The following is a 22,138-nucleotide window of genomic DNA, read 5'->3' as shown; positions in this document are numbered from 1 at the left end:
GGGGGTGTCTAGGTTGGATGTATGGCCATCGAAACCGCTGCTTCGATCGACGTCGTAACTGGCGTCGTGCGTGAGCGGGCGCGTGCTGAGGCGCGCGAGGTGGTGGCGATGCTCGACTATCGAGACCGTGAGCTGGAACGCATCGCCGCATCGGGAGAGTCCGCGATGAAGCGGTTCACCGAGCGTGGCGCGATCGCGTTGGCCATCGGTGAGGCCTCGGGGTTGAGCGAGGGGCAGGTGCAGCACCGGTTGTCGTTCGCTGACACGGTGCGCGACCAGTCGCCGACGTCATGGGAAGCGTTCGTGGACGGACGGATCGATCTGCTGCGGATGCGCGAGATCGGGCACACGATCGATCAGCTCAAGCGCGCCGAGTCGGTCCACCGGCTCGACCGCAGGGTGGTCGAGTACGCCGAGACGCATACGGCTGCTGAGCTGCGGACCTGGTTGAAGGCGTTCGTGCGGCGGGTCGAGGCTGATCTGGCGATCGAGCGGGCCGAAGAAGAACGGTCCAAACGGCACGTGTCGATCACCCATGGTGAGGATTCGATGGGCTGGCTGAACGCCTATCTTCCTTCGCACGAGCTGGCAGCGATCCAAGACCGGTACCGGAAGGCCGCCCGACGTCCGGCCAGTCCTGATGACGATCGCACGATCGCCCAGCGTGAGGCCGATCTGCTGGTGGCGTGGTGCACCGAGTCCGAAGCCGCGGCGTCGGCGGTCGATGCGAACATCGCGGTCACCGTCGGTGCGGATGTGCTGGCGGGGTTCAACCCCGGGTTCGCCGAGTCGTCCGATGGACGGTGGGGTGTCCCGGCGACGTGGATCGCCGCAGTCGTAGGCTCAGGATCGACGTTCTGGCATCGAATCGTGATCGATCCGGTCACCGACGACGTCTTGGCTCATGAGTACGTCGGACGACTGGCCCAGACATCCTCAAGATCGCGTTGGGGTTCCTGCACGGAACGTGCCAAGCACCCGGGTGCATGGTCCCGGCCAATCTGTGCGACTTCGATCATCGACAACCGTTTCCTGAAGGCCCGACCACGGGTGACAACTTGGGTCCGTTCTGTCGACGGCATCATGGCTACAAGGGGCACGGCCTCCTGCACTGGACGACCAGACCCGAGGTCAGCCGCCGTAGGTAGCCCGCAGTTGCGTCTTCAGTAGCTTCCCGCTTGCGTTCAACGGCAGGGCGTCGACGAACGCCACGGACACCGGGCACTTGAAGTGCGCCATGTGGTCGCGTGACCAGGCGATCAGCTCCGCCTCGGTGACCGAGGCGCCGGGGGTCAGCACGACGACCGCGATCGGCGATTCGCCCCACTTCTCAGACGGCACCCCGACGACAGCGACCTGCGCGACGGCAGGGTGCCCGGTCAAAATGCTCTCGACCTCGGCCGGATACACGTTCTCTCCGCCGGAGACGATCATGTCCTTGAGCCGGTCGTGCAAGTAGAGGTAGCCGTCTTCGTCGATCGAACCGCCGTCGCCGGAGCGAAGCCAACCGTCTGGCGTGATCGAAGCCGAAGTGGCTGCCGGGTTGCGCCAGTAGCGCCGCATGACGTGGCCACCGCCGATCAGCACTTCGCCGCGTGAGTCGACCGGCAGGTCTTCTAGCGTCTCCGGGTCGACGATCCGCACTGGGACGTTCGGCATCGGCCGTCCCACCGACCGCAGGCGGTGCGTCGTCTCGCCGGTCACGAGATGGTCTTCGGGCAGCAGAATCGTGACGCCGCCGGTCGACTCGGTCAGTCCGTAGCTCTGCAGGAACTTGCAGCCCAACACCTCGGTGGCCTCGCGCAGCACCGGCTCGGGCATCGGCGCGGCGCCGTAGATCATGTAGCGCAGGTGCGACCAGTCGCCGTCGCGCACCTCTGGCAGTGACATCAGGAACTGGATCACGGTCGGCACGGCGACCGCGTGGGTGACCTTGTCTTCCTGCAGGATCTGGCACAGCTCCGCCGGAGAGGTTGGATTGCGCAGCAACAACGCCGAACCGTTGAGATTGGCGACCAGCGCCAGTCCGAGACCTGAAACGTGGAAGAAAGGGATGGGAGCGAGTGCGACGGCGGTCGTATCGAAGTCGAGCAGATAGTGCATCGCCGCCAGGGCCTGTCCCAGGTTGGGCCCGGTCAGCTCGATGCCCTTGGGGCGTCCGGTCGTGCCTGACGAGTAGAACATCAGCGCGGTCTCATCGGCGCCGCGGGAGTAGCCCGGATCCTCTTCGCTGACGCCGTCGAGCCATGCGGACCAGCCGACACTCGAAGTGCCGCCAGACACCGTCAGGACCGTCCGGACACCAGGAACCGCACCGGCCATGGGAGCCAGACGTTCCTGCCCGCGTCCGAGCACCACGACGGACGGTTCGCTGTGGTCGAGGATGTACTCGACCTCGGGCACCGCGAGCCGGAAGTTGATCGCGGTCGGGATCGCGCCCATCTTGGACGCCCCGTAGAGAACTGCCAGGAACGACGGTGCGTTCTCGCCGACGTACGAGACCCGGTCGCCGGGACCGACGCCATCGCGCAGCAACGCCTGGGCCACCCGGTTCGCCTCGCGATCCAAGGCACCAAAAGACGTCGTACTCTCGGGGGTGATGACGGCGGGCAAGTCCGGGGTCGCCGCGGCCCGCTTGCGCAGGATGTCCTCAAGTCGTTCGACCCGCGTCCCGTCAGGGTGCAGCGAGTAGTGCGGATCCAGGTACTCCGGGGGAGTCGGGATCATCGGTCCATCCGGAACGGCGCGAACACAGGCGGCTCGAAGATCCCGGCCGGTGCTGCGACGACGGCCTCGATCGCGCGCAGGGCCGGTCCGGCGGTGACGTACTGTCCGGCGGTCGTCCGGCTGCCCGGTTCGTCAGGCTCGACCAGGTTGAGCGTCACGATCATCTCGGGCTTGCCCTTGAAGTGAATAGTCCACTCATCGCGCCCGGCATATTGCGGCAGGTCCGGCTCCATGGTCCAGATGATCGCGAGCGTCAGGAACGGCTTGCCGTCCACGATCGCGTGCCAGCGCCACTCGGTGCTGCCGACGGTCCCCGCTGCGATGTGACCGGCGGCGACCTCGAGGTCGCGGCTCGCCGGGACGACCTTGTGGTCGGGTCGAATCTCGTCGTACGTGACGCCCATCTGCTCGCACATGAACGCGATGGTCTCCAGATACAGGGCCGCGTACAGGGTCGGCAACGGCCCAGATCCGTCGAGCTTGGCCGGGTCCGAACCCATGCCCATGACCGTGAAGGCGAAATCGGGGTCCGGCATGCGGCGGGCGTCCAGCACCTCGTCAATCGTGATGCTGTCGAGCGTCACGCTGGCTCCGGTCAGGCCGAGGGCAAGTCGTTCGCCGATGATTCCGGGGCTGACGCCGACACCGAACAGCGTGCTGTTGCCCTCGTTGCACGCGTCGAGGAACATCTGCTCGCGCTCAGAACCGTGCGCTCGGGGGAAATGCTGTCCCGCAGTAGTGATGACGTTAATGCCGGAGCGCAGCATCGTCAGCAGATCGATGTCGTGCTTCTCATACGGCACCTGGAGGCGTGGTGCGTGCATCACGACGTCCGGCCGGGTCGCGATCAGCTCGTCGAGGTCACGGGTCGCGATGACGCCGGTCGTATCGCGGCGGGCGATGTCACCGGCATCGCGCCCGACCTTCTTGTCGCCGTAGACGTACAGGCCGACGAGTTCGAGATCGGGACGGTCGATGATGCCGCGCAGGATCGTCTTGCCGACCGCGCCGGTGGCCCATTGGGCGACACGAATGCTCATGAATTGGTCCTCAGCTCGGAGACGAACAGCAGCTTGCCGAGTGCGCGTTCGTAGCGGACCGGGTCGAGTGCGAGCTGGGCGCGCGACTCGGCCGCCAGTCGGTCGGTGTCACAGGTCCAGGTCCCGCGCGACATCGCTTTGAGGCCGGCGATCGCGATATCGCGCGGATCCTCTTTCTTGCCCTCGACGTGGGACGACATACGAGTCTCGACGGAGCCGACGATCAGCGAGGTTACGGTGATGCCGTCCGGCTCGAGCTCGGCCCGGGAGATCCCGCCGAGGTAGAGCGCCGCGACCTTCGATGGGGAGTAGCCGCCCATGAACGCGGTGGGGGCGATCGCGGCGACCGACAGGACGTTGACGATCGAGCCGCCGCCATTGGCCGCAAGAACGGGGGCGAAGGCCCGGGTTGTGTGGAGGGGGCCGAAGAAGTTGACCTCCATCTCGCGCCGCGCGGCGTCAGGATCGGACGCTTTGACGAGCCGGTCGCCGGCGTGCAGGCCGGCGTTGTTGATCAACACGTTGGCGTCGGAGCAATGTGCCGCGGCCGCGGTGATGTCGCTTCCGCTGGTGACTTCGAGCTGGACCGGCTCAGCACCGGTGGCAGCCAGCTCCGGGGTGATGTCATCGACGTCCCGCACACCGGCGTAGACCTTGGCGGCTCCTCGTGCGAGCGCTTCTTGCACGAATGCCAGCCCGATTCCCCGGTTGGCGCCGGTGACGACAATGCGGGCGCCTTCGACGGGCGCTCCCTTCAGGGCAGACACAACTGGCGTCCTTTCGTTCGAAGCAGGAACGGTCATTGACCACTCGCTCTGTTTACTGTAGTAAGGTGTATCACACTGTTAACTGAAGTGTCACGAGGTGAGTGCTGTCATGACGATTACCCGCGGACTCCATCCCGCTGCCAAGGTCCAGGACTACCGCGAACGTGGCTGGTGGACCGCCGACATGGCCGATCAGCTCTTCCGCGATCAGGTCGCCGCCCGCGGTGACAAGCTCGCTCTCGTCGATCCGGCGAACCGTGAGGCGCTGGTCGGCACGCCTCCGCGACGTCTCACCTGGAATGACGTCGACGGTGAAGTCGTCGGCCTCGCAGACCGTCTGATGGATCTCGGGCTGCGCCGCGGCGAGGTGCTCGGCGTGCAGATGCCCAACGCCGTTGAGCTCGCCGAGGTCTATCTGGCCGCGTGGTCGCTCGGAGTCATCGTCTCTCCGCTGCCGATGCAGTACCGCGAACGTGAAATCGTCGGTATGGCCAACCAGGGGGAGTTCAAGGCATTCGTCACGGTCGCCAAATTCGGCGGACGTTCGCCGCTCGCCGACGTCGCCGGTGTCCGCGACAAGATCCCCAGCCTCGAGCACCTCATCGCCTACGGACCCGACGCCGAGGTCAGTGACGGCGTCCCTGACGGGGTCGTGCACATCGCCCCCACTGCTGCGGACGATCAGCAGCGTGCGCGGTTCGAGGCCCAGATCGCCGCCGACCCCAACGACCCCAATGACTGCCTCACGATCTGCTGGACGTCCGGCACCGAGAGCGAGCCCAAGGGCGTGCCGCGCTGCCACTACGACTGGCTCTCGATCTGCTGGTCGACCGTCGAGGCGCCGAAGCTGACGGCCGACGATGTTCTGCTGAACCCGTTCCCGATGGTCAACATGGCCGGCATCAACGGCATGTTCCTGCCATGGCTGCGGACGGGATGCGTGCTGGTGCAGCACCATCCCTTCGACCTGATGACGTTCCTCACTCAGATCTCGACCGAGAAGATCACGTACACCGTCGCACCGCCCGCGCTGCTGTGGCAACTGCTGCACAACGAGGAACTGCTCGCCAAGGTCGACCTGTCGTCGCTGACCCGGCTCGGTTCCGGATCGGTACCGCTGCAGCCGACCATGGTGCGTGGTTGGCAGGAGAAGCACGGCATCGGTGTCATCAACTTCTTCGGTTCCAATGAGGGCATCAGCCTGCTGTCGAGCCTCGAAGACTTCCCCAACCCGGACGAACGCGCGCAGTACTTCCCGCGCTACGGCACGCCGGGGGTCACCTACTCGGGCCGGGTGGCGGACCAGACCAGTGTCCGCCTCGTAGATCTCGAAACAGGCGAAGACATCACCGAGCCCGGCAAGAGCGGCGAGCTGCGCATCAGCGGCCCGACGGTCTTCGCCGGCTACATCAACGGCGACAAGCGTCCTAGCCCGTTCGACGAGCAGGGTTACCTCAAGACCGGCGACCTGTTCGAGATCGCCGGCGACAAGGCGCAGTTCCTGCACTACCTCGACCGGGCCAAGGACCTCATCATCCGCGGGGGCATGAACATCGCGCCCGTCGAGCTCGAAGGGCTCATCGCCGAACACCCCAACGTCATCGACGTCGCGGTCGTCGGTGATCCCGACGAAGTGCTCGGCGAGCGCATCGCCGCGATCGTCACTCTCGCGCCGGGCACCTCGCTGACGTTGGAGCAACTCGTCGAGTTCGTCCGCTCACACAAGGTCGCCTCGTTCAAACTGCCCGAGCGGCTGCAGGTGCTCGACGAGATGCCCCGTAACCCTGTCGGCAAGATCCTCAAGCGCGAACTGCGCATCACCATCTGAGAAGGAGCACCATGACTGATCAAGAGAAGCTCGACCTGGCCCGCAAGATGTTCGCCGCATGGGACGCGATGGACTGGGACGCCGTTACCGACATGTTCGCCGACGACGGTGTGCTGCACAGCGTTATGCACGAGCCGCTGGTCGGCAAGGACGTCGTCGGTGAACGCATCGCCCTGCTCGGCAGCAAGGCCACGAGCATGAAGCTGCACATCAAGGCTCTCGGTGTCATCGACGGTCGGGTGTTCGTGCAGCGGGTCGACGACTTCGTCTTCGACGGCAACCACGGCGAGGTTCCGGTCGTCGGCATCATGTCGATGGACGACGGCAAGGTCACGGAGTGGCTGGAGTACTACGACCGTCCGACGCTGCTGGCCGGCATGGGCGTCAAGGAAGACTTCGGCCACTAGTGCGGGCGAGGGTCGCGGCCGCCACGAGTCCTAACGCGGCGACCAGGTAGGTGACCAGGAGCCCGGTTTCCAGGGCTTCCCGTGAGGCGGTCGTGATGTCGTTGGATCCTGCTGCTGTGGAGTAGAGCAGTCCCATGGCCGAGGCGCCGGTGACCATTCCGATGTTGCGGGCCAAATTGAGCGTCCCGGACGCGATACCGCGGCGGCTCGGGTCGATCGAGCCGAGTACGGCAGTGTTGTTCGCGGCGAGGAAGAGCTGGTATCCCGGCGCCAGAAGTACCGTGCCGACCATGTACCCCGGCAGTCCGAGCCAGCCTGGGAGCAGGGCGAGCGCTCCGGCGCCTGTGACCATGGCTGCGAGGCCCACAGACGTCATGCGGGCTGAGCCGAGGGTGTCGACTATTCGGCCGGCGATAAAACCAGTGCATGCCGAGGCAACTGGACCTGCCGCCATGACGAGCCCGATTTGTCCGGTGCTCAGGCCGAGCGCACCGCTGAGGAAGAACGGTCCGACGACGAGCGTGCTCATCATGACGGTGCCGACGATCAGGTTCAGCAGGCTCCCGATCCCGAGCGCGCTGGTGCGGAGCATCGACGGCGGCAGCATCGGGTTCGCGCTCCGCCGCTCGACGGCGAAGAAGGCTGAGAGGATTGCGGTCGCGCCGACGAGGAGTACGCCCGTCGTCCAGAGGGACGTGTCGAGGGTCAGCGCGAAAGCGTACGTAGCGACTCCGCTGGTCAGTAGGACAACACCTGGAAGATCGAAGCGCGATGGTGTGGGTGAGGGAGCGGCCACGGCAAACTTCGCCGTGAGGAGAGCAGTGACCGCACCGAGTCCGGCCATGAGCCAGAAGATCGGCGGCCATCCCGCCCAAGAGACCAGCAACCCGCCCAGCGCCGGCCCCGATGCCGTGCCGACGGCGCCGATCGTGCCGAGAAGTCCCATGACCGATCCGGTGCGACCCTCTGGCGCGATGTCACGGCCGATTGCAAGCGGAAGTGCCATCATGACCGCAGCGCCCGCGCCCTGAAAGGCGCGGGAGACCACCAAGAGTGTCAGTGACGGAGCCAGAGCTGCGGCAACAGACGCGACGGTGAAGACGGTGACGCCGATGATCAACGCGCGGGGTCGTCCCATCCGGTCGCCGAGGAATCCGGCGGCGCCGCTGGTCGCCGTCATCGCGATCAGGTAGGCAAGTGCCACCCACTGCGCATCCGCGAAGCTGCCGCCGAATTCGGACGCGATCACCGGCAACGCGACGTTCGCGGCACTCGTGCCCACCGACGCGCTCAGGACGCTCAGAATGAGCGCCACCAGAAGTAGTCTGCTGTGTTTCGTCGATCTGGTTCTCATGACTCCACACTGACCACCGCGGGCATGAAATAGCAACAAATGTTGCTGTTTCTGGGACGATCTGCTCTGATAGTCGGATGGACACGTCAGCGTCGCGAATCGATGAGACTCTTGATCGGGTGGCTCCCCGGCTACAGGAACTACGTGCCCGGTCAGGCCTCAGCCTCACTGACGTCTCGGCCGCCACGGGTATCTCCAAGAGCACTCTGTCGAGACTGGAGACGGGGCAGCGCAGGCCGAGCCTCGAACTGCTCCTTCCCCTGGCGGAGATCTACCGTCTGTCTCTCGACGACCTGGTCGGTAGTCCGGAGACAGGCGACCCGCGTATCCGACTGCGCCCGAGACGCGTGAACGGCCGTACCGTCGTACCGCTTACCCGGCAACCGGGCCAGCGTCACGCCTGGAAGATCATCGTGCCGCGCACGACCGTGACTCCGGACCTGTCGACCCATCCCGGATCTGCGTGGATCTATGTGTTGTCTGGACGGCTACGTCTCATCGTCGGCGCCCGAGATCTGCGGCTGGGAACCGGCGAGGTCGCTGAGTTCGACACTCGCACCCCGCATTGGTTCGGCAGCGACGGCGAATATGACGTCGAGATCCTCACCATCTTCGGTGAGGGAGGAGGTGCGAAAGCCTCGGATACCGGAGTCGCGCTTCGGCACCTCGATGAGGTGCTGGGCGGCGCGTAAGCGCCGGTGGTTTCGAGGCTCCGCTTCGCTCCGCACCTCAACCACCGGGGGCCGGTGCGGTGGTTGAGGTGCGGAGGCCGCTTGCGGCCGGAGCCTCGAAACCATCCTTCTCAACCAGCTGGCGGGGCCTTCTTTCGACGACTGGCTAGCCCCGGGAGTGCTGCGTAGTCGCCGCGGATCAGCGCTTCGCGCTTCTTGCGTGACCAGCCCTGCACCTTCTTCTCTGCCGCGAACGCCTCGCTGACCCGGGCGAACTCGTGCGCAAAGGCGAGCCGGACGGGGAGGCGCCGTTTGGTGTACTCGGCGCCGAGTCCCTGATTGTGCATCCACAGTCGGTGTTCGAGGTTGCGAGTACTTCCGACGTAGTAGGAGCCGTCGGAGCATTCGAGGATGTACATGTGGGGCATCCGGTCAGGAAACCTGGGGACGACCGTGTGCGTCCAGTGCGCCATCCACAGGGTCGTTGGTTTCGAGGCTCGTCGCTGCGCTCCTCGCACCTCAACCAACGGGGGTCGGGTTGGTGGTTGAGGTGTGAGGCCGCTTGCGGTCGAGCCTCGAAACCACGGTGGTTTCGAGGCTCCGCTTCGCTGCGCACCTCAACCAACGGGCTAGAACGTGGGGTCGGCCCACCAGGGGTAGGACGTCGGGGCGTCGGCGGGTAGGCGTCCGGGGAACTGCGGCTGGCGCTTCTCCAAGAACGAGGTGACGCCCTCGACGACGTCCGCAGATGCACCGAGCTCGAAGTTGAGCTTGGAGTCGACCCGGTGTGCGTCCATGGGGTGATCCGACCCGGCGAACCTCCACAGCATCTGCCGGATCATGCCGACCGCGACCGGGGCGGTGTTCTCGACGATCTCGCGGGCCAGCGCATAGGCCGCGGGCAGCAGCTCATCGGCAGCATGCACGCTGCGGACGAGGCCGGCGTCGAGTGCCTCTGCCGACGAGACCATCCGGCCGGTGTACATCCACTCGGCTGCCTTGCTGATGCCGACCTTCTTGGGTAGGAACCAGGTCGAGCAGGCCTCTGGAACGATGCCGCGCTTGGCGAACACGAAACCGAACCGGGCCGACTCGGCGGCCATGATGAAGTCCATCGGCAGCAGCATCGTCGCACCGAGACCGGCCGCGACACCGTTGACCGCACCGATGACGGGCTTGGTCGACTCGAAGATCTTGAGCGTGATGAGCCCGCCCTCGTCGCGGAACTCCGAGACATCGGAACGTCCCTCGATGTCGAGGGTCTCTGCACCGCCCGACAGGTCGGCGCCGGCGCAGTAGGCCTTGCCCCGTCCGGTCACGACGACGACCCGGACGTCGGGATCGTCATTGGTCACGGCGAAGACGTCGGCAAGCTCCTCGCACATCTTCAGCGTGACCGAGTTCATCGCCTCAGGCCGGTTGAGCTCGATCGTGGCGATCTGATCGGCAACGGTGTAGACGAGGGTTTCGTACGTCATGGTCAGCTCCTGGAGGCAGTGGGCAGTCCGAGACCATTGAACCGCGCGTGGGCGGCACGGTATTCGACTTCGAGCCGGTCGACGACCTGCGCGACGGGCTCGACCGCGTCGATCGTCTGGAGCCCCTGACCCGCGGCCCAGATGTCCTTCCACTGCTTGCTGGGCGGTTCGGTCGAGTCGTAGTTGCGGGCCGCGGGGGCTGCGAGGTTGTCGGGATCCAGACCGTTCGCGATCAGACTCGGCCGCAACCAGGAGGCGTCGGTTCCGGTGATGCCCGAGGTCACGATCAGATCGTCCGGGCCGTGGTCGACGACCATCTGCTTGTAGGCCTCGGGTGCGAGGCTCTCATTGGTCGCCAGGAATCGGGTGCCCATGTAGACCAGATCGGCACCGGCCGCGATGGCTCCAGCGACACCGTAACCGTCAGTGATGCCACCGCCGACCGTGATGATTCCGTCGAAGAAGTCGCGAACCGCCGAGATGAACGCGAACGGCGACAGGTGGCCCGTGTGCCCGCCCGCGCCGCTCGAGACGCATGCCAGACCGTCGACGCCGAGAGCCGTGGCCTTTCGGGCCAGCTTGATGTTGACGACGTCGGCGATCACGATGCCGCCGTAGCCCTTGACGGTCTCCATGACCGGAGCAGGTGAGCCCAGGGCCGTGATGACGATCGGCGGCTGGTGCTCGGCGACGAGCGCGAGATCGTCGGCGAGTCGCGCATTGGTGCTGTGGGTCACGAGGTTGAGCGCCCACGGTGCGACGATCGTGTTGGGCGAGCTGTCGGCGGCGCCGCGGAGGGCGTCGGTGATCGTGCCCATCCACTTGTCGAGATCCTCGGTGGTCCGGCAGTTCGGCGCCGGGAAGGAGCCGACGACTCCGGACGTGCAGGCAGCGATCACCAGCTCGGGTCCGGAGATGAGGAACATGGGTGCCGCCACAACGGGCAGGCGGACCGGTTGGTCCAATCGGGTCTTCATGATGTCCTTTGCTGGGGATCTGACAGGCCGCGGAATTCGGGGGAGCGGCGCTCCTGGAAGCTTGTGACGCCTTCGCGGAAGTCAGCGGACGACAAGAAGTCGTCGAGCACTGCGTCGACCTCGACGACGGTCTGCGCGAGTGTGCGTTCCCGACTCGTCCATAGGCGTTCCTTGATATGGGCCATGGACGTCGGAGAGCAGTTGATCGCCATGTCGTGAGCGATCTGCATCGCACGGGTCAAAGGATTGGCATCGGTCTCGTTGACGACGCCGAGTTGCTGGGCTTCGGTGCCGCCGAACGTCCGACCGGTCAGAAGGAGTTCGTGCGCTGTCGCTGCGCCGGCGATGCGTTCGAGCAGCCACTCGCCGCCGTGCATCGCGGGCAGGCCCCGACGCGCGAATGCCGTCGAAAGCCGGGCGCCGGGTGCGGCGATGCGGATATCGCACATCAGCGCTTGCACCAGTCCGATGCCGGCGCAGGGGCCGTCGATCGCGGCGATCATGGGCTTGCGAATCGTGCTCGGGAACCACTCAGGCTGCACGATCTCGGCGGCGAGGGGATTGGTGGTGCCCGTCTCGGTGTACGTCGTCAGTGCCTGGGTGTCGGCGCCGGGACAGAACGCCTTTCCGGCTCCGGTCACGACGATCGCGCGGACGTCCGGATCAGCAGAAGCGGCGGCGAGCGCGTCGTAGTAAGCCGACTGCATGCCGACCGTCCAGGCGTTCTTACGCTCGGGACGGTTGAGCGTGATGACGCAGGCGCCCTTGTCGTGGGCGACGAGGATGGGATCTGAATCGCTCATGCGCGACTATCGCTGTTGAAGCGAGCGAGATCTGTGACAGATCCGCATATGGTCGGTGTCATGGTCTCCTCCGGGACTTGTTGGTTCATTGTGCCTTGGTTCAGAGCGCCTGGCTAGTCACTTGCTATCTAGTAGTTTTGATTCTACTCGACTAACATGTACCCAGCTTCAACCACGTTCGAGGAGGTCGAGAACCGTGCGTCTGTTTTCTGAAGAGGTCGCTGAGGGGTTCATTCGCGATGGATGGTGGACCGGTCGGACGTGGTCGGATCTGGTCGATCAGCATCGTCGTGAGGTGCCTGGTCGCACGGCATTGGTCGACCCGCCGAACCGGCTGAGCTACCTGCACGGAGGTCCCCGCCGGCTCACGTGGGATGAGGTCGGCGACCAGATCGACAGACTGGCCCGAGTGCTGTTCGCGTACGGAGTGCGTCGAGACGTCGTGGTGGGGGTCCAACTGCCCAATTGTGTCGAACTGCCGCTCGTCTTCTTGGCCGTCGCCCGCCTCGGCGGGATCGTGACTCCCTTCCCCGTGCAGTATCAGCGCCATGAACTGCAGGGAATGGGTGAGGCGGCCGGTGTCGAACTGTTCGTCACGGCCAATCATGCGGTCGGGCGTGACTACGCTGCAGAACTCGTCCAACTCTCAGCCGAGATCCCGTCGTTGAAGACCGTGCTGGCCTTCGGCGTCGATCCGGTCGAGGGGGCGGGGCTGCTCGACGAGTTGATGGCGTCCGAGGAAGTCGATCCGGTGGAACTGCGCTCGTACCTTGACGGTCTCGAGCAGGACTCCAATGACTGTGTGACCTTGGTGTGGACGTCGGGCACCGAGGGCAAGCCCAAGGGGGTGCCGCGGGCCTACGGCGACTGGGAAGTGTTGGCCAGTGCCTGCGCGCAATCGCCGCGGCTGACGTCGGACGATGTGCTGCTCAATCCGTTCCCGATGGTTAACGGCGGCGGCCTGGCCGGAATGTTCCTGCCGTGGCTGACGCTGGGATCGACGCTCGTACAGCACCAACCCTTCGATTTCGACGTGTTTGTCGGCCAGATCGAGAGTGAGCAGGTCACCTATACATGTGCACCGCCGCTCGTCCTCGACACTCTTGTCGCCGATGAGCGTGCTTTCGCCGAGCACGATCTCTCGACGCTGCGGGCTGTGGGCTCCGGTTCTGCACCGTTGTCGGGCTGGATGATCGCCCGCTGGGAGACCGATCACGGCGTCGAGGTACTCAACCTTTTCGGTTCCAATGAGGGCGGAGTGCTGTTCGCCGATCCGGAGACCGTCCCCGATCCGTCGCTGCGCGGCCGGTTCTTCCCTCGCTATGGCGTGCCGGACATGCCCTACCGGATCGACGTCGCCCGAGCCATGAGCGGACGACTCGTGAGCCTCGAGAACGGTCAGGAGATCACCGAACCCGGCCAGCCCGGAGAACTCCGGCTGAAGGGCCCGACGATCTTCGCCGGCTACTGGAACCAGGGACGGCACGGCTTCGACGAGGACGGCTGGTTCTGCACCGGCGACGTCTTCGAGATCAGTGCCGACAACCCTGACTACCTCACGCACGTCGACCGGGCCAAGGACCTCATCATCCGGGGCGGGTTCAAAATCTCTGCCGCCGAGCTCGAAGGTCTCGTCATCGCCGACGAACGGGTCGCCGCGGTGGCGGCCGTCGCGATGCCGGACGAACGCCTCGGTGAACGGGTGTGCCTGTTCATCGTTCCTCGGGTCGCTGGTCAGGCCCCGACGCTCATCGACGTCATCGCTGCCCTCGCCGAGAAGGGTGTCGCGAAGTTCAAATGGCCCGAACGCCTCGAGATCGTCGATGAGCTCCCGCGCAATGCGATCGGCAAGATCCTCAAGCGCGATCTGCGCCTCCTTCTCGCCCAGCCCGAAAACAGTCAGGTACAGGAGAACCCATGACCGTACTGCCCCGCATCCGCCAGGTCGTCGTGCTCGTCCCCGATCTCGAGGAGACGCTGACCCAGTGCCGCGACACCTTCGGCTTCACGAGCGGAACCCGCGACGCCGAATCCATGGCCGAACTCGGCTTCGAGCACGAGGTGCTGTCATTCGCCGACACCTTCCTCGAGGTCTGCGCACCGCTGACAGCCGATTCCGTCGGCGGACGTCTCGTCGAACGTAAGGGCGCCGTCGGTTACATGCTCGTCGTGCAGGTCGAAGATCAGCAGGTGGTCATCGATCGCGCCGCTGGCCTCGACTTCGCGCCGCTGTTCGCTCAGGACTTCGAGGGCAATCGGATCTCGCAGTGGCATCCCAAGTCGCTCGGCACGTTGGCTGAGATCGATCAGGTCGAACCGGCCGAGAGCTGGCACTTCGCACCGCGGATCTTCGATGCGTCCTGCACTGACGTTGCCCGTGACATCGTCGGTGCCGAGCTGGCCACCCCGGATCCTGAGGCGATGGCCAAGGTCTGGTCGCAGGTGCTCGACGTGCCGCTGAGCGATCCCACGACCCTGCCCCTGAGCGCAACGGTCCTGCGGTTTGTGCCCGCTGGTGAGTCGACCGGGCTGGTCGCCGTCGATGTCGCTGCGACCGTTCCCTCCCGGGTGGGCGACGTCGTGCGCATCGGCGGCGTCGATTTCCGTTTCGTCGCTGACAGTGAGGTGGCCCGATGACCGAGTTCGTCCGTTACGCCGTCGAGGACGGGCTGGCGATCATCACGATCGACCGTCCTGAGAAGCGCAATGCGCTGAGCTACGCGATGTACGACGCGCTGCGCGACTTCACGCATGCCGCCGAGGCCGATGCGTCGGTGCGGGCGATCGTGTTGACCGCCGTGCCGGGACAGTTCTGTGCGGGCACGGACCTGACCGAGCTGCACGACGTCGAACCCGGGACGAAGGGCGCCGACCGCCCGGGTCACACCGACGGCCGGCACTGGTTCTTGCACGATTCCACCAAGCCGGTCATCGCCGCGATCGACGGACCGGCAGCCGGTCTCGGCGTCGAGCTGGCGACGCAGTGCGACTTCCGTATCGCGTCGACGCGCGCACGCTTCTCGTGGATCTTCGTGCAGCGCGGTCTGGTGCCCGACACGGGTGCCGGCACCTGGATCCTGCCCCGACTCGTCGGACCTCAGATGGCCAAGCGCCTGGTGTTCTCCGGTGACTTCATCGATGCCGCGGAGGCGCAGCGGATCGGCTTCGTGCTCAACGTCGTGGAGCCTGACGAGCTGGCCGACGCCGCCCGGGCATTGGCGCTGAGCGTGTCGAGCGGTTCGCCGTTCGCGACGCAGCGGGTCAAACAGCTCATCAACGAGTCATCGTCGAAGTCACGCGACGAGCACCTCGTCAGTCACGTCGCGGCGATGACGGAGTGCCAGCTGTCGGACGATCATCGCGAGGGGGTCGCGGCGTTCCTGGAGAAACGCCCCGCCGTCTTCACCGGACGCTGAGGCCGCCTGTTTGCTCGGTCATGACATCCGTGCCTGCGTCGGCACGATGGTGATGGCGTTGTGGTTGGTTCAGCTCGACCAAGAGGCCAGAGAATCCTGGTCCTGGAATCTTGCGGGCGTCGGTGGTGGTCGCGTAGTCGTACCAGGTCCGCGTGCCCGGCAGAGGCTCGTACTGGGTCAGCCATGAGCTGCCGCGCAGAATCAACTTGGTGTGCCATTCGTCGATCGCGACGCGGATCCGAGCCACGCATCCGTGCACTTTGACGAACCCGTCGTCACCGAAGTCGCCCGAGCCGTAGTCGCTGTCTTCGATCAGCACTGGCGCGCGCTCGACGTCGGCCGGAAGCACCAACTCGACGGTCGATGCCGAGCGGCACCACCACGTCACCTTTTGGCCGACCGTGAACGACTCGAGCACTGCTATCTCTGCCGATGGAGTCACCCAGATCCACATGGTTCGACTCTGACAGGCTCAGCGGCTGCGCGTGGACAATCGCACCTAAAGCGTCGCTGGATCTGTGTTTCCGCCGCAGATGACAACGGCGACCTTTTCGCCGGCGGCCGGAGTATAGGCACCTGAGGTCAGGGCGGCGTACGCCGCAGCAGCACCATGTTCGGCCGGGGTTCGGAACTCCGACCACAACCGTGAACGGGCATCGACGATGGCCTCGTCGGTGACAAGCACCGAGACCGGGGTCAGGCGGCGGGCGACGTCGAATGCGATGTCACCGACGCGGCGGGCCCCCAGCGAGTCGACGGCAACACCCGACACGGTCACGTCCACCGGTGCGCCGGCCTGCAGGGCGGAGTGCAGCGTCGGGATGCTGACCGGTTCAACTGCGACGACCCGAGTGCGACCATCGACCGCAGCCGCCACGCCTGCAAAGAGGCCACCGCCGCCGACTGCCACCACAATCGTGTCGATGTCTGGGACGTCCTCGAGAATCTCCAGCGCCAAGGTGCCGGCACCTGCGACGATCTCAAGCTGATCGTAGGCGTGGCAGAACACTGCGCCGCGAGCGGTTGCGTCTTCGATTGCCGCCGCGTAGGCATCGGCGTACTCGAGACCGACCTGACGTACTGACGCGCCATAGGTGATGAGCCGATCGACCTTGACGCGTGGCGCAGTGGTCGGAACGAACACAGTTGCCGGCACGCCCAGCCGCGAGGCGGCGTACGCGTTCGCCAAGCCGGCATTTCCTCCAGAGGCCACGACGATCCCCACACGTGGGTCGAGCTCGTCGCGGCTGCCCGCAGCCAGGAGACGATTGAAGGCCCCCCGGGCCTTGAACACCCCGGTGTGCTGCAGGAACTCGCATTTCAGCCACGGTGCACCGTCGCGACCGGGCAGCATCGGAGTCCTTCGGATGTGTCCTCGTATGCGGTCGTGTGCTGCTAGGACGTCACCACGCTCGATCATCGACCGAGAGTACACAGGTGCCAATAGGAGCAGGGAGCCGACGGCCCATCGCCGTGAGGCGTTACAGTCCCCGCATGTCTCAGACGTTCGATGGTGAAAGCGATCCCGACGAGATCGAGGCCGCCGTCGAGGCCCGACTAGCGACCGTGGACCCTCAGATCACGCCGTTCAGACTTCGCAACAGATCCCGACGAGGGGTCGGTACTTGGATCGTCTCAATCGCTGTTCCTGCGGGCCATGAGTGCCATCCGGAGGCGCTAGATCTTGCGGCGAAAGATCTGGGAATGCGAATAGAAGGCTACTTCGAGTACGAGGGTGACTTGCGGACGGCCATGTGGAACGATCTCGGTGAGCCGCCCACGAAGGATGGGCTCCCTCTCACCAACGAGGACCAAAGCTGTGCCTTCTGCGGTGCGGAATCACCGATGTGGGTGCATCCTCTCGACGGGAGCAAGAGCCGCTTCAGCGCCGGAGAGTTCGACTTCAACTTCCCCACGTTCTGGACGATCTGCCAGCGATGCGAAGAGCTCCTTGTTGCAGGTAGAGATGCCGACCTAGCCTCGCTCCTCCCTGAATATCTATCCGACTCGGTCGACGCAGCCGCCGACACGGTCGCGGCCTTTCGGAACGCTGATCTGGGTGCCCGTCCGTTGGTTCACGTGCCAGAACCTGAGTAGCGCGATTCATCGGTCTCGGAAACCGCTACAGCCCCACCGACGTCGCCGGATCGTCAACGTCCGACCAGTCGTTGAGGTCTGAGCCAGCAGCCCACGTGGAGTGTGTCCCGCTCGAAATCCGTTCGGGCAGCTTCAAGGTGCAGACCGGACCGGCTGAGATGTCGGCGGCGTCGAACACCAGGCAGAACGAGGCATCGGCGTTCATGTCGGTCGTCAACGTGATGAGGTAGCCATCGTCCTCGCCGGTGCTGCCGACGCGCGGCGCCATCGACGCCTCGCTGCCGTAGACGCCGTCCTCGAGGCGGAAGTGCTGCTCGTTCCCAGTCACATTGTCGTGCTTGACCAGACCGTCGAACAGGAACCAAGCCGGCTTGCTCGTCGCGGAGTACGAGTAGCGGTGCTTGCGACCACCGATCGAACCGTTCATCATGCCGAACTCGCTGACGGTGTCGGTGAGACGTTCTTCCTTGACGCCGCCGGTCACCAGATTGAGCCGCCACCGGTGCAGGCGCGGCTTCATCCGGTCGTTCGCCAAGAACCGGAACGCGCGCTGCCACTTGTCGCCCATGCCGTTGTCAGCCGGCGACGGATCCTCTTGGAAGAAGCCCTCGATGACTATTTCATCGCCCTCTTCGTAGGCGTTGACGAAGTGCAGGACGAACGTCGACTCGCATTCGAACCAGCGGACGTCGCCGGCACCGCCGCGGCGCGGGATGACACCGAGGCGCATCGGCATGTCGGGGTGGAACCGGGCGGCGTACGCGCCCTGCGCCAGGCCGGCGGGGTCCCAGAACAACGGGCAGTCGTTGAGGATCGCGTAGTTCTCGGTGAACGACATGTCGTGCGGCAGACGCGGCCCGGGCAGCTCAATCGGGACGTAGTGCACGAGCTCGTTGTCGGCGTCGACGACTCCGTAGTTCATGTACGGCGCCTCGGTGCTGTAGTTGAAGAACATCATCTCGCCGGTTGCATCGTCGATCTTGGGGTGTGCCGAGACGCCCCAGTCGAACGGGAACTTGCCGTTCCACGACTCCTTGCCGAGCGGTTCGAGCGACTGCGGATCCATCCGGTACAGGTCGCCGCACTGGTAGAAGCTCGTCAACGCGACACCGTTGTGCACGACGACGTCGGTGCTGGAGGCATCTTTCAGCCGTCCGCGTGCGCCCCAGCCGTGCTCCATCAGCGACATGTTGGGGCGCTCGGCCAACCCCGCCCACAGGCTCTTACCCGCATCGGTCTCGGCGGCCAGACCGTCGGTGCGGACGAACCGGTTGCGGTAGAACGCCTTGCCGTCGCGGAAACCCACGACGTGGACCATGCCGTCACCGTCGAACGGGTGGTAGTTCTTGATTGCCGGATGCAGCGGGTTCTCGGTGTTGCGCAGGTAGACGCCGTCGAGGTCGGTCGGGATCTCGCCTTGGACGACGTCGAGGTCGTCAGCCTTCCACTCGGTGGTCTGCGGCTGCCAGGGGCCGGTGCGGTAGGGATGATCGTCGTCGGCGGGCAGCGTCGACAGCATGCGTCCGACAATGTCGAGGTCCATGGTGCTCCTTGTGAACGTGGGGAAGAGATCAGGGCGTGTTCTCGACGACGAACGAGACCGCTGTCGTGAACGAGCCGCCGACGTTGACGGTCAGCACCCGGTGGGCACCGTCGATCTGCAGGTCGCCGGCCCGGCCGGTGACCTGGCGGGCAGCGTCGAGCACCATGCGGACGCCGGTCGCGCCGACCGGGTGACCGGCCGACAGCAGCCCGCCGCCGGGGTTGACCGGCAGCCGACCCGACCGTTCGATCGTCCCGTCGTGGACGACCTCGCCGCCCTTGCCGCCCTCGACGAGTCCCAGGTGCTCCAGCGTCACGAGCCCCGTGATGCTGAAGCAGTCGTGCATCTCGACGACGTCGATGTCGTCGACCCCGGCGATGCCTGCGCGCGTGTAGGCATCGTGGATCGCGCCGTGCAGGTGCGGGAAGAGGTACGGGCCGTCGTGCGAGTTGGCGAGCTTGTCGGCCAGCAGCAGGGTGTCGGTGCGGTGACCGAATCCGGAGATACGGGGCAACTGCTCCAGATCGAGCCCACGCGTCGCGGCCCACTCGGCGGCGTAGTCGGCGCTGGCGATCACGATGGCTGCCGCGCCGTCGGTGATCCGGCCGCAGTCGGTCTTGCGCAGTCGTCCCTCGACCAGCGGGTTGACGTCGTCGTCTTCGGCGAAGGAGCCGTCGGGGAACGCCCAATCACGGGTCTGGGCGAGCGGATTGCGAGCACCGTTGGCGAAGGCGATCTCGGCGAACCGTCCGAGTACTGCGTGGTCGAGGTCGTACCGCTTGTCGTACTCCTCGGCGACGTCGGCGAACAGCGCCGGCCAGGCGTACTCGGCATCGACAGCTTCGCGTCCGGCCCAGGCAGCGGTGCCGAGGTTGTCGGCGGCCTGCTTGGCCGAGACGTTGCGCATCAGCTCGAGGCCGACGACGAGTGCGACGTCATAGCGTCCTGACTCGATGTCGGCGCTTGCCGCGACGATCGCGGTGCTGCCCGAGGCGCAGGCAGCTTCGTGCCGGGTCGACGGGCGTCCGATGAGCGCAGGTTCTGCGGCTGCGACCAGCCCTCCCAGCTGAGCCTGGCCGGAGAACAGTTCCCCGGCGAGATTGCCGACGTGGACGACCTGCACCTCGTGCGGATCGACCTGGGCGTCGGCGAACGTCGCCGGCAGCACCTCGGTCAGCATGTCGATCAGGCCGAGACCCTCTTTGGCCCAGTTGCGGGCGAAGTCGGTCTGGGCGCCGCCCAGAATATAGAGATCCTGTGCCATGGGTGCCTCCGGTGAGTGGATGGGATGCGTTACGCGCGGGTGCGCAGCTCGCGCTTGAGTACTTTGCCGACGGGATTGCGCGGGAGGGCCTCGACGATCACGAGACTCTCGGGCAGCTTGTACTTCGCGATCTGGCGTTCCCGCAGGAACGTGTTGATCTCGTCGAGGGTCAGGTCATGGCCGGTGTTCGTCACGACCACGGCTCGGGTGCGTTCACCGAGCGTGTCGTCGGGCGTGCCCACGACGGCGACCTCGGCGACAGCTGGATGCTCCACGATGAGGCTCTCCAGTTCGGCCGGTGAGATGTTCATGCCGCCGCGGACGATGAGGTCCTTGGCCCGGTCGACGTACTGCAGGAACCGCAGGTCGCCGGTGTCGTCGGCGACGTACTGGAAGAGGTCCCCGGTGCAGTAGAAGCCGTCGGCGTCGAACGGATTCGACGACGCGGTGCCGGCGAGGTAGCCGGAGAAAACTCCGGGCCCCATGAGGCGCAGTTCACCTGGCGTGCCGCCGGAGGTCACCTCGTCACCGGTGAGGGGGTCGATCAACTTGCTGCGCACGCCGCGCGAGGCGCGATTCGACCAGGTGTGGCCGGCAGAGCCGAACCGCGGGAACAGGACGGACCGGTGCACCGGATCGGGCACCGACCGCGGATCGCTGACCAGGCTGATGCCCTCGTTGGAGCCGAAGCAGTTGAGGATGTCGATCCCGAACCGGTCGCGCCACGCCACGATCATCGACGGCGGCAGCGGAGCCGAACCCGATCCGATGACGCGCACCGAGGCCAGGGTCTCGGGCGTGCAGCCGGGCAGGTCGAGCGCTCGGATCAGCAGCGCCGGCGGAGCGACGGTGTAGGTGACCTGCTCGTCGTGCAACTGCGCGAAGAACGTCGGTGCGTCGAAGGGATGGTGCTGCACGAGGACGGCGCCGGTCAGCAGCCACGGCACCAGCATGCCCGCGATCCCGGCCATGTTGACCATCGGGAACGGGTTCAACAGGACGTCGTCGACAGTCAGCTCGGCGGCGTCGACGCTGGAGATCGCCATGGGCTGCCAGTCGTTGGGGCAGCGGGGCACACCCTTGGGGGTCGATTCGGTGCCGGACGTCCAGCAGATCGTGACGGCGTCGTTGGGATCGCGATCGAGGTCGATCTCGATGGTTGCGGTGCCGCCGCCTCGGACGATCGGTGTCAGGGCGATGACGTCGTCGGGCAGGTCTTCGCCGAAGGCAAGGATGGCCGTGAGCTCGGGAATCTCACGCAGCGTCGCGGTGATGTCGGCGAGGGTCCCGGCGAGGATCCGTCCGCTGCCGATGAAGGCCGTGAGGTGGGCCAGCTGGCCCATCTGGCCGAGCTCGAAGGCGCGGTACTGCACGGGGAACGGCGTCGCGATGGCGCCGATCGATGCGATCGCGAGGTAGCTCGTGACGAGATCGGCCGAGTTGGGCAGTTGCAGGCCCACGACATCGCCCTCGCCGACTCCGCACGACAAGAGTTCGGCTGCCAGAAGCCCCACCTGCGCGTCGAGCTCGGACCAGGTCAAGCGCTGGGGCGTCACTCCGCTGATCTCGGCGAGGTTCGGCGGGTCGACCACGGCGAGCCGATCGGGCATCGCTCGGACGTGTTCTGCGAGCAGCTCGGGCCAGGTCTTGGCGCCCCAGAGTCCGGCCTCGGTCAAGGCCGTCACACGATCGGGGGAGTGGAGCTTCATGACTTAATTACTACAAGATCAAAAGTCACCTGTCAACGAATTGTCGCTGTCGTGCGG

At 65.7% G+C, this 22,138-nt stretch carries 21 protein-coding genes; 8 read left to right on the top strand and 13 right to left on the bottom strand.

The features are described from left to right. The first annotated feature begins 21 nt into the window (after positions 1 to 21). Positions 22 to 1,170 carry a DUF222 domain-containing protein gene (locus ACXJKC_RS06840; RefSeq protein ID WP_456695938.1) on the top strand — a complete coding sequence of 383 codons (1,149 nt, stop codon included), beginning with the start codon at positions 22 to 24 and terminating at the stop codon, positions 1,168 to 1,170. On the opposite strand, the gene ACXJKC_RS06835 is transcribed toward ACXJKC_RS06840, so the two are convergent. From ACXJKC_RS06835 to ACXJKC_RS06825, 3 genes are read right to left on the bottom strand one after another with little or no spacing between them, the layout of a single operon-like run. Further along, entirely contained in the window at positions 1,132 to 2,727 is a 1,596-nt protein-coding gene (locus ACXJKC_RS06835) for a long-chain-fatty-acid--CoA ligase (RefSeq protein ID WP_456695937.1), read from the bottom strand. The two genes, ACXJKC_RS06840 and ACXJKC_RS06835, sit on opposite strands and share 39 nt — an antisense overlap. Continuing rightward, the gene (locus tag ACXJKC_RS06830) at positions 2,724 to 3,767 is read right to left on the bottom strand and encodes an NAD(P)H-dependent amine dehydrogenase family protein (RefSeq protein ID WP_456695936.1); all 1,044 of its coding nucleotides are present in this window, start codon (positions 3,765 to 3,767) and stop codon (positions 2,724 to 2,726) included. Before ACXJKC_RS06830 ends, ACXJKC_RS06835 begins: the two co-directional genes overlap by 4 nt. After that, on the bottom strand, positions 3,764 to 4,534 hold the full coding sequence (locus tag ACXJKC_RS06825; protein ID WP_456695935.1) for an SDR family oxidoreductase: 771 nt from the start codon (positions 4,532 to 4,534) through the stop codon (positions 3,764 to 3,766). Before ACXJKC_RS06825 ends, ACXJKC_RS06830 begins: the two co-directional genes overlap by 4 nt. Before the next feature lie 109 nt (positions 4,535 to 4,643). Between ACXJKC_RS06825 and ACXJKC_RS06820 the strand changes: the two genes are divergently transcribed. Both ACXJKC_RS06820 and ACXJKC_RS06815 read left to right on the top strand, forming a co-directional pair. Beyond that, positions 4,644 to 6,362: a class I adenylate-forming enzyme family protein gene (locus ACXJKC_RS06820; protein WP_456695934.1), complete on the top strand. Its 1,719-nt coding sequence runs from the start codon at positions 4,644 to 4,646 to the stop codon at positions 6,360 to 6,362. Between the two features lie 11 nt (positions 6,363 to 6,373). Continuing rightward, positions 6,374 to 6,769: a nuclear transport factor 2 family protein gene (locus tag ACXJKC_RS06815; RefSeq protein ID WP_456695933.1), complete on the top strand. Its 396-nt coding sequence runs from the start codon at positions 6,374 to 6,376 to the stop codon at positions 6,767 to 6,769. Here the strand turns inward: ACXJKC_RS06815 and ACXJKC_RS06810 are convergent. After that, positions 6,747 to 8,084, bottom strand: a complete 1,338-nt coding sequence (locus ACXJKC_RS06810) for an MFS transporter (protein ID WP_456695932.1) — start codon at positions 8,082 to 8,084, stop codon at positions 6,747 to 6,749. The genes ACXJKC_RS06815 and ACXJKC_RS06810 overlap by 23 nt on opposite strands. Positions 8,085 to 8,242: 158 nt before the next feature. On the opposite strand from ACXJKC_RS06810, the gene ACXJKC_RS06805 reads away from it, so the two are divergent. Beyond that, positions 8,243 to 8,815: a helix-turn-helix domain-containing protein gene (locus ACXJKC_RS06805; protein ID WP_456695931.1), complete on the top strand. Its 573-nt coding sequence runs from the start codon at positions 8,243 to 8,245 to the stop codon at positions 8,813 to 8,815. A 110-nt stretch (positions 8,816 to 8,925) separates the two neighbouring features. On the opposite strand, the gene ACXJKC_RS06800 is transcribed toward ACXJKC_RS06805, so the two are convergent. From ACXJKC_RS06800 to ACXJKC_RS06785, 4 genes are all read right to left on the bottom strand, one after another. Further along, on the bottom strand, positions 8,926 to 9,222 hold the full coding sequence (locus tag ACXJKC_RS06800) for a GIY-YIG nuclease family protein (RefSeq protein WP_456695930.1): 297 nt from the start codon (positions 9,220 to 9,222) through the stop codon (positions 8,926 to 8,928). Between the two features lie 201 nt (positions 9,223 to 9,423). Further along, a complete protein-coding gene (locus ACXJKC_RS06795; protein ID WP_456695929.1) occupies positions 9,424 to 10,272 on the bottom strand; it encodes an enoyl-CoA hydratase-related protein in 849 nt (282 codons plus the stop codon). A 2-nt stretch (positions 10,273 to 10,274) separates the two neighbouring features. After that, positions 10,275 to 11,249 carry an NAD(P)H-dependent flavin oxidoreductase gene (locus ACXJKC_RS06790; protein ID WP_456695928.1) on the bottom strand — a complete coding sequence of 325 codons (975 nt, stop codon included), beginning with the start codon at positions 11,247 to 11,249 and terminating at the stop codon, positions 10,275 to 10,277. After that, entirely contained in the window at positions 11,246 to 12,052 is an 807-nt protein-coding gene (locus ACXJKC_RS06785) for an enoyl-CoA hydratase-related protein (protein WP_456695927.1), read from the bottom strand. The genes ACXJKC_RS06790 and ACXJKC_RS06785 overlap by 4 nt, the downstream gene beginning before the upstream one ends. Positions 12,053 to 12,248: 196 nt before the next feature. Here ACXJKC_RS06785 and ACXJKC_RS06780 point away from each other — a divergent pair, with 196 nt between their 5' ends. The 3 genes from ACXJKC_RS06780 to ACXJKC_RS06770 are packed head-to-tail and all read left to right on the top strand — an operon-like array spanning position 12,249 to position 15,468. Then, positions 12,249 to 13,973, top strand: coding sequence for an AMP-binding protein (locus tag ACXJKC_RS06780; RefSeq protein WP_456695926.1), 1,725 nt, complete (start codon positions 12,249 to 12,251; stop codon positions 13,971 to 13,973). Further along, complete coding sequence (locus tag ACXJKC_RS06775) at positions 13,970 to 14,689, top strand: VOC family protein (protein WP_456695925.1); 720 nt, start codon at positions 13,970 to 13,972, stop codon at positions 14,687 to 14,689. The genes ACXJKC_RS06780 and ACXJKC_RS06775 overlap by 4 nt, the downstream gene beginning before the upstream one ends. Next, positions 14,686 to 15,468 carry an enoyl-CoA hydratase/isomerase family protein gene (locus ACXJKC_RS06770; RefSeq protein WP_456695924.1) on the top strand — a complete coding sequence of 261 codons (783 nt, stop codon included), beginning with the start codon at positions 14,686 to 14,688 and terminating at the stop codon, positions 15,466 to 15,468. The genes ACXJKC_RS06775 and ACXJKC_RS06770 overlap by 4 nt, the downstream gene beginning before the upstream one ends. On the opposite strand, the gene ACXJKC_RS06765 is transcribed toward ACXJKC_RS06770, so the two are convergent. Further along, positions 15,455 to 15,922 (bottom strand): hypothetical protein, encoded by a 468-nt coding sequence (locus ACXJKC_RS06765; protein WP_456695923.1) that lies wholly within the window; start codon positions 15,920 to 15,922, stop codon positions 15,455 to 15,457. The genes ACXJKC_RS06770 and ACXJKC_RS06765 overlap by 14 nt on opposite strands. 45 nt (positions 15,923 to 15,967) lie before the next feature. After that, positions 15,968 to 16,888, bottom strand: a complete 921-nt coding sequence (locus ACXJKC_RS06760) for a threonine/serine dehydratase (RefSeq protein ID WP_456695922.1) — start codon at positions 16,886 to 16,888, stop codon at positions 15,968 to 15,970. A gap of 74 nt (positions 16,889 to 16,962) precedes the next feature. Here ACXJKC_RS06760 and ACXJKC_RS06755 point away from each other — a divergent pair, with 74 nt between their 5' ends. After that, positions 16,963 to 17,565, top strand: a complete 603-nt coding sequence (locus ACXJKC_RS06755; RefSeq protein ID WP_456695921.1) for a hypothetical protein — start codon at positions 16,963 to 16,965, stop codon at positions 17,563 to 17,565. Between the two features lie 25 nt (positions 17,566 to 17,590). Here the strand turns inward: ACXJKC_RS06755 and ACXJKC_RS06750 are convergent, their stop codons facing one another. Genes ACXJKC_RS06750 through ACXJKC_RS06740 form a run of 3 tightly spaced genes read right to left on the bottom strand, consistent with a single transcriptional unit; the run spans position 17,591 to position 22,081 of the window. Next, positions 17,591 to 19,108 (bottom strand): carotenoid oxygenase family protein, encoded by a 1,518-nt coding sequence (locus tag ACXJKC_RS06750; RefSeq protein ID WP_456695920.1) that lies wholly within the window; start codon positions 19,106 to 19,108, stop codon positions 17,591 to 17,593. Positions 19,109 to 19,136: 28 nt separating this feature from the next. Beyond that, entirely contained in the window at positions 19,137 to 20,372 is a 1,236-nt protein-coding gene (locus ACXJKC_RS06745; protein WP_456695919.1) for an acetyl-CoA acetyltransferase, read from the bottom strand. Positions 20,373 to 20,401: 29 nt separating this feature from the next. Next, on the bottom strand, positions 20,402 to 22,081 hold the full coding sequence (locus tag ACXJKC_RS06740) for a class I adenylate-forming enzyme family protein (protein WP_456695918.1): 1,680 nt from the start codon (positions 22,079 to 22,081) through the stop codon (positions 20,402 to 20,404). Positions 22,082 to 22,138 lie beyond the last annotated feature (57 nt).

Source organism: Aeromicrobium sp. P5_D10, from assembly GCF_054049535.1.
Note: the sequence above shows the minus strand (reverse complement) of the source record. Positions and strands in the feature narration are given on the sequence as shown.

Excerpts from the sequence above, each read along its gene's own strand:
- ACXJKC_RS06840 (WP_456695938.1), top strand. The coding sequence starts at position 22 with ATGGCCATCGAAACCGCTGCTTCGATCGACGTCGTAACTGGCGTCGTG.
- ACXJKC_RS06835 (WP_456695937.1), bottom strand. The coding sequence starts at position 2,727 with ATGATCCCGACTCCCCCGGAGTACCTGGATCCGCACTACTCGCTGCAC.
- ACXJKC_RS06830 (WP_456695936.1), bottom strand. The coding sequence starts at position 3,767 with ATGAGCATTCGTGTCGCCCAATGGGCCACCGGCGCGGTCGGCAAGACG.
- ACXJKC_RS06820 (WP_456695934.1), top strand. The coding sequence starts at position 4,644 with ATGACGATTACCCGCGGACTCCATCCCGCTGCCAAGGTCCAGGACTAC.
- ACXJKC_RS06815 (WP_456695933.1), top strand. The coding sequence starts at position 6,374 with ATGACTGATCAAGAGAAGCTCGACCTGGCCCGCAAGATGTTCGCCGCA.
- ACXJKC_RS06800 (WP_456695930.1), bottom strand. The coding sequence starts at position 9,222 with ATGCCCCACATGTACATCCTCGAATGCTCCGACGGCTCCTACTACGTC.
- ACXJKC_RS06795 (WP_456695929.1), bottom strand. The coding sequence starts at position 10,272 with ATGACGTACGAAACCCTCGTCTACACCGTTGCCGATCAGATCGCCACG.
- ACXJKC_RS06790 (WP_456695928.1), bottom strand. The coding sequence starts at position 11,249 with ATGAAGACCCGATTGGACCAACCGGTCCGCCTGCCCGTTGTGGCGGCA.
- ACXJKC_RS06785 (WP_456695927.1), bottom strand. The coding sequence starts at position 12,052 with ATGAGCGATTCAGATCCCATCCTCGTCGCCCACGACAAGGGCGCCTGC.
- ACXJKC_RS06775 (WP_456695925.1), top strand. The coding sequence starts at position 13,970 with ATGACCGTACTGCCCCGCATCCGCCAGGTCGTCGTGCTCGTCCCCGAT.
- ACXJKC_RS06770 (WP_456695924.1), top strand. The coding sequence starts at position 14,686 with ATGACCGAGTTCGTCCGTTACGCCGTCGAGGACGGGCTGGCGATCATC.
- ACXJKC_RS06765 (WP_456695923.1), bottom strand. The coding sequence starts at position 15,922 with ATGTGGATCTGGGTGACTCCATCGGCAGAGATAGCAGTGCTCGAGTCG.
- ACXJKC_RS06760 (WP_456695922.1), bottom strand. The coding sequence starts at position 16,888 with ATGATCGAGCGTGGTGACGTCCTAGCAGCACACGACCGCATACGAGGA.
- ACXJKC_RS06755 (WP_456695921.1), top strand. The coding sequence starts at position 16,963 with ATGTCTCAGACGTTCGATGGTGAAAGCGATCCCGACGAGATCGAGGCC.
- ACXJKC_RS06750 (WP_456695920.1), bottom strand. The coding sequence starts at position 19,108 with ATGGACCTCGACATTGTCGGACGCATGCTGTCGACGCTGCCCGCCGAC.
- ACXJKC_RS06745 (WP_456695919.1), bottom strand. The coding sequence starts at position 20,372 with ATGGCACAGGATCTCTATATTCTGGGCGGCGCCCAGACCGACTTCGCC.
- ACXJKC_RS06740 (WP_456695918.1), bottom strand. The coding sequence starts at position 22,081 with ATGAAGCTCCACTCCCCCGATCGTGTGACGGCCTTGACCGAGGCCGGA.